The 8,383-nt window shown below is 68.3% G+C and carries 8 protein-coding genes; 4 read left to right on the top strand and 4 right to left on the bottom strand.

Annotation, left to right across the window (positions count from 1 at the left end; genetic code table 11):
- Positions 1-381 precede the first annotated feature (381 nt).
- Positions 382-1,440: a glycoside hydrolase family 6 protein gene (locus GWI24_RS35685; protein WP_210950183.1), complete on the top strand. Its 1,059-nt coding sequence runs from the start codon at positions 382-384 to the stop codon at positions 1,438-1,440.
- Between the two features lie 3 nt (positions 1,441-1,443).
- Here the strand turns inward: GWI24_RS35685 and GWI24_RS35690 are convergent, their stop codons facing one another.
- Positions 1,444-3,390, bottom strand: a complete 1,947-nt coding sequence (locus GWI24_RS35690) for a kelch motif-containing protein (protein ID WP_210950184.1) — start codon at positions 3,388-3,390, stop codon at positions 1,444-1,446.
- 386 nt (positions 3,391-3,776) lie between these two features.
- Between GWI24_RS35690 and uppS the strand changes: the two genes are divergently transcribed.
- Both uppS and GWI24_RS35700 read left to right on the top strand, forming a co-directional pair.
- On the top strand, positions 3,777-4,490 hold the full coding sequence (gene uppS / locus GWI24_RS35695) for a polyprenyl diphosphate synthase (RefSeq protein ID WP_308344197.1): 714 nt from the start codon (positions 3,777-3,779) through the stop codon (positions 4,488-4,490).
- Between the two features lie 98 nt (positions 4,491-4,588).
- Positions 4,589-5,998 carry an oxygenase MpaB family protein gene (locus tag GWI24_RS35700; protein WP_247617325.1) on the top strand — a complete coding sequence of 470 codons (1,410 nt, stop codon included), beginning with the start codon at positions 4,589-4,591 and terminating at the stop codon, positions 5,996-5,998.
- A gap of 107 nt (positions 5,999-6,105) precedes the next feature.
- On the opposite strand, the gene GWI24_RS35705 is transcribed toward GWI24_RS35700, so the two are convergent.
- The 3 genes from GWI24_RS35705 to GWI24_RS35715 all read right to left on the bottom strand — a co-directional run bounded on the left by GWI24_RS35705 (position 6,106) and on the right by GWI24_RS35715 (position 7,877).
- Complete coding sequence (locus GWI24_RS35705; RefSeq protein ID WP_210950186.1) at positions 6,106-6,786, bottom strand: FadR/GntR family transcriptional regulator; 681 nt, start codon at positions 6,784-6,786, stop codon at positions 6,106-6,108.
- Positions 6,787-6,870: 84 nt separating this feature from the next.
- Complete coding sequence (locus GWI24_RS35710; protein ID WP_210950187.1) at positions 6,871-7,047, bottom strand: DUF397 domain-containing protein; 177 nt, start codon at positions 7,045-7,047, stop codon at positions 6,871-6,873.
- Positions 7,044-7,877, bottom strand: coding sequence for a helix-turn-helix transcriptional regulator (locus GWI24_RS35715; protein ID WP_210950190.1), 834 nt, complete (start codon positions 7,875-7,877; stop codon positions 7,044-7,046). Before GWI24_RS35715 ends, GWI24_RS35710 begins: the two co-directional genes overlap by 4 nt.
- Positions 7,878-7,985: 108 nt before the next feature.
- Here GWI24_RS35715 and GWI24_RS35720 point away from each other — a divergent pair.
- On the top strand, positions 7,986-8,383 hold a 398-nt coding region (locus tag GWI24_RS35720; protein ID WP_210950188.1), incomplete at its 3' end, for an ATP-binding protein.

Raw genomic sequence — 8,383 nt, forward strand, 5'->3', positions numbered from 1 at the left:
CGCGCCGGACCCCGTTCCGGGCTGCGCCCCGGGCTCCCGCTCGCGGCTGCGCCCCGGCCCCGGTCGGGCCTCCGCCCCAGGCCCCGCATGGGGGCTTCGCCCTGCAGCTCCACCCGGGGCGCCGCCCCGAACCGCGCTCGGGGCTCCGCCCGAACCGCGCTCGGGGCTCCGCCCGAACCGCGCTCGGGGCGCCGCCCCGGCCTCTGCTTGGGGCGCCGCCCCTGTACCCGCCCCGGGGCTCCGCCGGGGCGCGGTCCGGCGTGGGCGTACGGGCGAATCGGTGGGTGGGTTGTGGATGAGGGCACGGTGGTTCGGGGTGGTGTGTAAGCATTGATTCGACCGGTCGTTTGTTCACCGGAGCGTGCACCCAAGGGGGAGTGGATGTACGGCAGTTGCGCCGGTCGTTCGCGTCACGTTGCCCGTACCCGTGTGGTCTCCGTCGCCGGGGCGCTCTTGTCGTGTGTCGTGGTCTCCGGGTGCTTCGGGGCCTCGGAGGGGGACAGTGACCATGCCTCGCTCGCCGGGCAGCCGAAGCAGCGGCCCAAGGCGACGATCCCCTATTGGGTGAATCCGGACGGCAGCGCGGCGCGCCAGGCCGCGGCGTATCGGAAGAAGGGCGAGGACGGCGAGGCCAGGCTGATGGAGAAGATCGCGGAGCAGCCCGTCGCGGAGTGGCTGGGGGTGGACGACCCGGAGGGGCAGGCGCGGGGGTTCACCGCGGCCGCGGCCCAGGTGAACCGGGATGCGCTGCTGGTCTTCTACAACATCCCGCACCGCGACTGCGGGCAGTACTCCAAGGGCGGCGCGGCCGATGGCGACGCCTATCGCACCTGGCTGGACAAGGTGGTCCGGGGGATCGGCGACCGCCGGGCGACGGTCATCCTGGAGCCCGACGCGCTGCCGCACGTGGTGGACGGCTGTACGCCCAAGCAGTTCCATGAGGAGCGGTACGACTTACTGACCGGCGCTGTGGACAAGCTCAAGGGGCTGCCGCGTACCAAGGTCTATCTGGACGCCGGGAACCCCCACTGGATCAAGGACCCGCGGCGGATGGTCGAGCCGCTGAAGCGGGCCGGTATCCGTAAGGCCGACGGCTTCGCGCTGAACACCTCCAACTACCAGACGACCCAGGAGAACCGGGCGTACGGCAAGCGGGTGTCCGCGCTGCTCGGCGGCAAGCCCTTCGTGATCGACACCAGCCGTAACGGCAATGGCCCGGCCCCCGGTAAGAACGACCCGCAGGCGTGGTGCAATCCGAAGGGCCGGGCGCTGGGCGAGCGGCCGACCGTCGACACCGGGGACAAGCGGATCGACGCCTATCTGTGGATCAAGCGTCCGGGCGAGTCGGACGGCACCTGCAAGGGCGGCCCAACCGCGGGTCGGTGGTGGCCCCGGTACGCGCTCGATCTCGCCCGTAACGCCGACCGTGGAAGTAGTTAGCCGTCACTTCTTCTTCGGGGCGGGCACCTTCACCCACACCGCCTTCGACGGCGTCCCCCGGTCGTCCACCGCGTTGAGCATGTACCACCCCGGCGGCACCACGGACGAGTCCTTCGGCAGGGTCACCGTCACCCCGTCCTTCGTCCGGGTGAAGTCAAGCGCGATCGACCGCTGCTCGACATTGGTCACATGGGTGAAGGAGCCGGGCCGGATCAGCCGCATCTTGGTGATCGCCGATGCGTGCCCGGTCCGGTAGGTGGTTTTCCCGCCGAGCTTGACCGTCCTGGGCGCGGTCTCGGCGAGCTTTGGACGGGAGTCGCGGAAGAGGTACGGCGGGGTGTAGAGGTCGATCTGCTGCTGGAACTCACCCGGCGTGGTGTTGGCCTTGTCGGCGAAGAGCGAGTCCGAGCCGAAGGTCATGACCCGGCCGTCCGGCAGGAGCAGCGCCCCCGAGTGGTAGTTGCGGCCCACCAGCGGCTCGGCCACCGCACGCGCGGTGTTGCTCTTCGGGTTGTAGAGCTCGGCCTTCACCACATTGGTGGCGCCACGGCCCCGGTAGTCGCCCGAGCCGTTCGTGGTCAGAACGGTGTCATCGGGCAGGATCACACTGCTCGGATAGCGCGCCTTCGCATACAGATCCGGGCCATCGCGGAACCGCGGCTTGTCGGCGTGCAGATCGACGATCCGGGTCTTCGCCGTGGACTTGGGGTCCTCGCCGACCCCGCCTCCGCCCTGCACCATGTACCGCTGGTCCTGCGCGGGCGGCAGCAGCACGGACATCGACGTCTCCAGGGCGTCCGAGTCGCTGATGCCCGGGACCACATCGAACCGATTGGTCTTCGGGTCCCAGATGCCGGGCGTGCGGCCCTTGTCGTCCGGGCCGTATCCGGCGTTCGAGCCGGTGTAGAAGATCCGGCCCTTGTCGGTCAGGAACAGCGCGGGGTAGGTCGGGAAGAAGCGCTTCTTGGGCAGGTACTTCCACTTCTTGGTCTTGGGGTTGTAGATCTCGTTCTTCCCCGGCACCACCTGGCCGATCTCGTCCAGCCCGGAGACCGCGAGCACCTTGCCGTCCTGGAGGGGGGTCAGGGTCGGGTACCAGCGGGCCTCGTTCATCGGATCGACCGGGACATACCGCTCGGCGTCAGGGTCGAACTCATACGCCTGCTTGATGCCCTGGAAGTCCTTCTTGTCGAACGACAGCTTCTGGGCGATCCCGTAGAAGTTCCGCTTGTCCTTTCCCTTCAGGCCGGAGATCCGGTAATTGTCCTCGGTTCCGGTCTGATACTTCTTCCCCTTGCGCAGCGCCTCCACATAGACCCGCGCCGTGCTCGCGGTAACGGTGACCTTCCCCTTGCGATTCTTGCTCTTCTTCGCGCGCGGAACGAGAATCGGGTCCTTGGACTCGAAGGTCTTTCCGTTCTCCTTCCCCGTGAAGCGGGCCCCGGCGGGGAGGGTCTTCGGCTTGTCGGGGCTCTCGTTGTGGACGAACATCAGTCCGCCCGCCTTCTCGACATCGCCCCTGAGCTTCTCATAGCGCTGGGTACCGCCCGCCACCAGCAGCTTTCCGTCCGGGAGCTGGCTGTGCCCGGAGCAGAAGAGGTCCTTGGGGGTGGGAACGTTGGTGAAGGTGTTCTTCTCCGGGTCCCACAGGACGCTGCGGAAGGATTTGGCGGCGAAGTTCTTGGCGTTGTTCCCGGAGCCGGCCACCAGCAGCACCTTGCCGGTGTGCAGCAGGGCGGCGTGGATCGTATTGATCCGATATTCCTCGGGGACATCGACCACATCCCAGTGGCCGTTCTCCGCCTTGTACTCCGGTTGGTTGATTTTGTACGCGTGATACTTGTCCGAGCTGAAACGGTAAAGGGCCGGGCCGTTCATCCCGGCCAGCACGAAGATGGCCGCCGCACCGATCCCGAAGCGGCGGGTGCGGCGACTCGGTCGGTACTTCACTTCTTATCGTCCCCCAAAGGGCGGGCTGCGTGTTCCGTTTCTCCCTGGCGGACGGTCCACCGCCAGGCGATGACCGGCGCGGCTGTGACAGCCAGGGCAAGTGATGCCCAAACGGTTATCGCGGGATGACTGTGGCCGAAGTAGAAGGAAGAGGCGAGCGACCCGCCGAAGACCAGATTCGGGCAATTGTTCCAAGGGTGAATGCGTAGCTCCGGTGCGGCATTCGGGCTCGGGGGCTGGCACTCTGCTTCAGGCGCGATCGCCATGTTGACCTGTGGTGGTGGGCCAAGGGGAGGGCTGGCGTGGTAGCTGGGCACACCGCGGGCGACGCGTTCGCCGATCCCACTGCCGCGTCGCGGTTCGCTGATGGTGACCGGTCGCTCAGGGTGCCGCGTCACGTGGCGTGTGTGATGGACGGCAACGGACGGTGGGCGGCCCAGCGGTCCCTGCCGCGTACGTCAGGTCATCGGGCGGCGGAGGCGACCGTGATCGACGTGATCGAGGCGGCCCGGGCCGCGGGCGTGGAATGGCTGAGCCTGTACGCCTTCTCCACCGAGAACTGGAGCCGGCCGAGTGCCGAGGTCGACTATTTGATGCGGCTGGTGCGCGGGGTGGTGCGCAAGCACGCGCCGCTGCTGCACGCGCGGGGGATCCGCTGCCGTTTCCTCGGGGTGAGCGACCCGAGAATCCCTCGGGCGCTGGCACGCGACTTCGCCGACCTGATGACACTGACCGGCGACAACCGAGGGATGACCTTGACCGTCGCGTTCGATCACGGCGGCCGCGGGGACATCGTCGCGGCCGCGCGGTCACTGATCCGCGCCGGTGTGGCGGCTGAGGAGGTGGACGAGCGGAGTTTCGCCGCCCATCTGCCCTTCCCCGACACACCCGATGTGGACCTGGTCATCCGGACCTCGGGGGAACAGCGCATCTCCAACTTCATGCTCTGGCAGGTCGCCTACGCGGAATGGGTCTTCCCGACCGTGCTGTGGCCCGACTTCCGTGCGCCGCACTTCCTCGAATGCCTGCACACCTACCGGCAACGCGATCGCCGCTTCGGTGGCGTGCTGCCCGAGCAGAACGGAGACTCCCGATCGTGACCATCGCAGACGGCGGAACCCCCGACAGCGCCCAGGACGGTGCGACCGAGTTCGACGGCGGTACGTCACGGCCGAGCACGGCGAACGGACACGAGCCGTTGTTCGGCCCGGGCTCGCAGTTCCAGGAATTCGTCAATGATCCGCGGTGGGCGCTGGCCATGGTCCGGGCGACTGTGCTGGAGGCCGCGCACCCGCAGGTCGGCGCCGCGCTGATCGACAACTCCACTTTCGTCACCCACCCGTGGCGACGGCTGCGCAACACCTTCCGCAGCTTGCAGCGCATGTTCGGTGACGACGAACAGGTACGGCTCCGCGAGGCGGCACGGCTGAACCGCCTCCACGCACGGCTCAACGGAACCGACCCGCGGGGCCGGCCCTACAGCGCGATGGACCCCGCTGTACGGGCCTGGGTCGTGGCGACCATCTTCGAGTCCACCGTGACCATGTGCCGACTGAGCGGACAGCCTCTTGAGCAGCACGCCATGGAGCGGCTGTACGCCGAGTTCCAGGCATACCTGGCCGCCATGGGAGACCAGGCCGGTCACCTGCCGCCCACCCTCTCCGAGTTCTGGCTCTACTACGACCAGGTGGTGGCACAGGAGCTGGAGAACACCGAGGCGATGCGGATCATCCTCTACAAGCTGTTCGACCATCTGCCCGCTCCGGCCCTGCTGGGCGGGCTGCCCACGCTGTGGGCCACCGGCCGGGCCGTCGTCGGCCCGCTCATCGGGGCGATCACCGTTGCCTCGCTCCCGGAGCCCTTCCGCCGGCGTGCCGGGCTGCCCGAGATGCCCGGTGCTCAGACCCTGATGCAGGGGGCTTATCTGGCCGTCGGTCTAACCCGGTTCCTGCCGAACGGCTGGGTCCGAGCTGACGCCATCGCCGACCTGCTCGCTCTCTCGCCCCACAGTGACGACCCGCGAGCTCGGGCGGTCACCGCCCTGCACGACAAAATGCGGCGGGCCGGTGCCCTGATCCGGCTGATCACGCCTCTCCCTCCGCAACCGGAACCCGTCTCCCGCACCGGCACCGAACGCAGTGCGGAGGAGTTCTTCCGCGAGGTACTCGACCAGACCGGCGACGGGTACCTGGACTGGCCGGACCTCGCCGCCATGGCCCGCGAACTGTCCACCCGTCTCGATCTGGAGGAGTCCGAGGAAGCGAGGCTCTACAACGCCTACGCCGACTGGTGGCGTGAGCTCCAGACGGCACTGGACACCGACGGTGACGGCCGCGTCAGCGCCCGCGAGTACGCCACCGCCGTTCCCTCCCTGGCCGGCCCCGCACTGATCAAGGTCGCCGAGGTCCTCTTCGACGCCACGGACAAGAACGGCGACCAGCACATCGACGCAGACGAATACCGGACGCTGTTCCAGACCGCGTTCCACCGCGACGCTGTCGGCACCGACCGTACCTACACGCGCGGCGCCTTCATCGGGGACTTCCTGGCCTTCATGTCCGGCCGCCGACGATCGACAGCCTACGACCCTCTGCTCGCCCAGGCGTGAGCCCGGCGCTTTGCCGTCGATCGGCTGCGGCGCCGTCGTGGCCGGTCGCGCCGTTCCCCGCGCCCCTTCGGGGCGCTCCGAACCGCAGCCGACGTCCGTCGATCCGCTTAGTCGCGGTGCGCCGAACGCAGTCGGATGCGGATGTTCCCGAAGTGGTCGCGGATCGCCTCTTCGGCCCGCAGGGCGTCCCCCGAGCGCACCGACTCCAGGATCTCCCGGTGCTGCTTGCAGGTGACCTTCGGATCGGTGGGCACGTCCACGAGGTCGGTCCGCACCCGGTGGAAGGCGTCCCAGAACGCCTCCAGCACCTCGCTCAGCAGCGAGTTGTCCAGGCTCCCGTAAAGCGCGGCGTGAAACGCCCGGTCGGTCTCGGCGCGCACCGAGCCTGCCTCCGCCTCCGCCTCCATCCGCCGCACGACCGCGTCCAGCTCGGCGAGGTCGGCCTCCGGAATCCGCCCGGCCAGCCGCGCGATCAGCCCCGTCTCCACGGCCTCGCGCAGTTCGAGGAGTTGGAGGAGGCTGTCCTCGCCCCGGTAGTGCCCGGCGACGGTACGGAAGATCAGCCCTTCGATCATCGGCGCCATCGACATCGGCCCGACGTACGTCCCGAAGCCGTGCCGGATCTCCACGATCCCCATCGCCTGCAGCGCCTTGAGCGCCTCCCGCACGGAGTTGCGGCTGACGCCGAGGAGCTCCATCAGCTCGGTCTCGGTGGGCAGCGGGGCGCCCGAGGGAAGCCGCTGGTCGATGATCAGCCGCTTGATGCGTTCCTGGATGTCGTTCGTCATCCCACGAGAGTGTGAGTGCGAATGTGTGTGCGCCGCCACCGCCACCTCCGATCCGAACAGCTTAGCGGCGGCGGCACGAGCAGGTCAGATGTGCGCGATGAAGGCGGTCCAGGCTTCGGGGGAGACGGTGAGCGGGGTCCGCTCGGTGTCCTTGGAGTCCCGGATGTGGACGGCCTCGGTGCGTATGGCTACCTCGACGCAGTTGTCCGCCTCGCTTCCGCTGTAGCTGCTCTTGAACCAGTCCTGTTGGGTCATGCTCATAGCGTTCCTCGCATCTGCTTCAGCAGGCTTACGGTCGCCCCACAGTCAAGGGCTTCCGCACGCAGCCTGCCATAGCGCTGGAGGAGAACACTCACGTCTTTCGGTGCGACTATCAGGCTGCTAGAACGCTGCCCTTCGGTGTAGCCGACCCACTGATGGTCAGGGGTCTCGGCCAGGTACATGTGGCCGTCGACACCGGAGTGCTCCTCCTGACACAGCGGCATGAGCTGGATCTCCACGTTGCGCTGACGGCCGACCTCCAGCAGATGGTCGATCGACGCCCGGGTAACCTCCGGGCCTCCCAAGTGCCGTTCGAGTACGGCCTGTTCGATGATGAAGCTGAACGCTGTGCTCGGCCTCTCGGTGAGAAGGCGCTGGCGGTCCAAGCGGGCCGCTACCTCTCGCTCGACCTGTTCCTCAGTGGCGGGCGGCAGCCTCCGGTCAAAGAGGGCGCGGATGTACGGTTCGGGCTGGAGCAGCCCGGGAATCGCCCGGCACTCATACGCGAGGAGCGTCACCGCCTCCTCCTCGATCCCCGCCCACCGTAAGAACCACGACGCGAGACCCACCTTCCGGGTCAACGTCCGGTACGCCGCACCCAGAACGCGGGCGGCCGGGGCGCCCAGGACCTCCTCCGTGCGCGGGATGAGTTCCTTCGGCGGGAAGCGCCTGCCCTGTTCCATCTTCGCGACGTACGTCGCCGAGTACCGGACCCGTGGGGCGAACTGCTCCTGGGTCAGCCCCGCCTCGTCCCGTAGCGCTTTGAGTACCGCGCCAAAGGTCTTGAGGCTCTCCGACGTTTCCGGTTCGCTGTCTTTCGTCATCCTCATATCGTCACGGGCGGTGACCGACCCGGTCCAGTTGGTGAACTGGTACAAGCGAAACTGGGTGGGTGTCGTGCCTGGCAGAGGCCGCCGCCGGGCCGGGACGCTTCCGCCATGACCGCACCACAGGGCCAAGTCCCCGTCACCGTACGTACGTTCGCGCAGCGATTCTCCGCCACCCGGCGCGGCGCCCGGCTCGCCCGGCTGCTGGCCGTCCACCAGCTCACCGCGTGGGGGTTCTCCCCGGGGGTGGGCGGCTACGACGCGGCGATCCTGGTCGTGGCCGAGCTCTCGGCCAACGCGGTGCTCCACGGGCGCGTACCGGGGCGGGACTTCGCGGTGCGGCTGACGTACGACGAGCGGGGCGGCGTTCTGGAGATCGAGGTGAGCGATACCCACGAGAAGTGCCCCGTGCCGAAGGCGCCCACGTCGGACGACGAGGAGGGGAGGGGGCTGATGTTGGTCGAGGCGGTGGCGGATCGCTGGGGTATCAGGGAGCGCCGGGGCCCTGG

The sequence above is a fragment of the Streptomyces sp. MK37H genome, assembly GCF_018035285.1.
GTDB lineage: Bacteria > Actinomycetota > Actinomycetes > Streptomycetales > Streptomycetaceae > Streptomyces > Streptomyces endocoffeicus.